This window comes from Moorena sp. SIO2C4, assembly GCF_010672485.1.
GTDB classification, from domain to species: Bacteria; Cyanobacteriota; Cyanobacteriia; order Cyanobacteriales; family Coleofasciculaceae; genus Moorena; species Moorena producens.
Genome location: NZ_JAAHGN010001313.1, coordinates 1 through 1774 on the forward strand (window position 1 = coordinate 1; position 1774 = coordinate 1774).

Sequence of the window (1774 nt, forward strand, 5' to 3'; positions counted from 1 at the left end):
TAGCCTAATCAGGTACACAGTCTTGTTTCCCGATTCCCTACTCCCTACTCCCGATTCCCGATTCCCGATTCCCGATTCCCGATTCCCTAACACCCAGACCGAATTACAAACTGCTATAAACACTGCTAAATACTACATATCTCAAGGCGAGAGAAGAGAGATACGCCACCCATGAAAAAGGCAAAGTATGCCCAACCGGAAAAGAATCCGACATAGCTGACTGGTAGATGCCCCTGGGGAGCATTGAGGGTGAAGGGGAGGTCAACGTAATCTAGCCACTTTTCGTTGGTGTGCCATCCAAGTTGATCGCCAAAGCGACAGTAAGTTTCATAGTCATAATCGGCACCAGGAGTTACCTGCACACTCTCGGTGACTATGCTCTGCCAGATTCGCTTCTGTACACTAAAGCCAAAGCGCCCATGGCTGTACTTTACCCAGAGGCTGTTGAGAGTACAGAGGTCTGTACAAGGAAAGGTGTTGATATCTGGGATGTCAAGCCAGCCTTCTTCTTCTCGTCCTGCTGCTTTGAGCATAACGGCGAGAGTTTCTTGATCTGCCTCTTGCCACTTTCTACGGATTAGTAAATCCCGTAATGGGCGGTAATCTACTCCTACATCAGAACTAAGGTCATCAGCTTCACTCAAAGAGATGAAATAATCGTTTTCAGTCACGGGCTGTAACCATTCGTGGACTGACTGAGGACGGTCTTTTGGCTCTAAGGCCATGCCTTGGAGAATTACTTGATTTAAGCGATCGCTAATACTAGGAACCAGTTGGTTTGGTGGCACCAGCTCTTCACCGTCATACTTGCGGTAAATTGACTCGGTAGGACTTAGACCAGTTACGGCATGGTACATCGAAGCCGCTAGAGAGTAGACATCCACCGTGGCGTGACGACTGCCTTGGTAGTATAGCTCGTAGGGTCGAAATGGTTTATTGTCAATATGGCTCGACACATTACTATCTCGGAGTATATCCCCAGGAATCCCAAAGTCAATCAATACCGGTTTGCCACTGTTACTGACCACGATATTATGAGGGCTGATATCTAAATGCACCAGCCCTACTCCATGGATTAGATTCAACGCTGACCCAATTTGAGTGATGTACTCTACTGCATCAGTTTCAGGTAATGGTCCTGTGCGTTGTACCAACTTCCACAAACTTTCCCCGGAAATAAAATCCATCACTAGGAAGTAGGTATCTCCTTCTTGAAACAAGTCTCTGACCTGGACCAGGGATTCAAGGTCAGCAGACAGTTGAGCCAGCAGTTGTCCTTGCTTGATAAATTGTTCTCCATAGTTGGGGTAGTCTGGAGCCAATCTCAGGCTTTCGTGTGGTGTTTTAATTACAACATCTTGATTGAGTAACTGATGGACTGCTTTGTAGGTAATTCCAAACGCTCCACGTCCAAGAATTTTCTCGATCTTGTATTTACCACCATGTAACAGCTGTTGCTCTGACCAGACCATATAGATTAGTTGTTATTTATTTCTAAGTCGTGTTTAGGTTTAGTAGATTTACCCTGGCTCCTAGGGAGATTATCAACTATTTTAATACACCCTAAATTCAAATACTATTGATAATACAATTAATGCTATAGCATTATTGAGTGAGTATTCAGCTATCAGCGTGTCGCGTATCAGCTATCAGCGTGTCGCGTATCAGCTATCAGCTAATGCGCTACTTGAGGTGCTTTTGAATAAAACAAGTAAGCATTGGAATAATGCTGAGTAAAGTCACCTCCCAGCGTCGTTCGCACAGCGTGGACATT

The 1774-nt window shown here is 45.2% G+C and carries 1 protein-coding gene; it reads right to left on the minus strand.

Annotated elements, in window-relative coordinates; all coding sequences use genetic code 11:
* Positions 1-125: 125 nt before the first annotated feature.
* Complete coding sequence (locus F6K20_RS36990; RefSeq protein ID WP_008190038.1) at positions 126-1472, minus strand: serine/threonine-protein kinase; 1347 nt, start codon at positions 1470-1472, stop codon at positions 126-128.
* Between the last annotated feature and the right edge of the window lie 302 nt (positions 1473-1774).

Coding starts and splice junctions, on each gene's coding strand:
- F6K20_RS36990 (WP_008190038.1), bottom strand. CDS start 1,472: ATGGTCTGGTCAGAGCAACAGCTGTTACATGGTGGTAAATACAAGATC.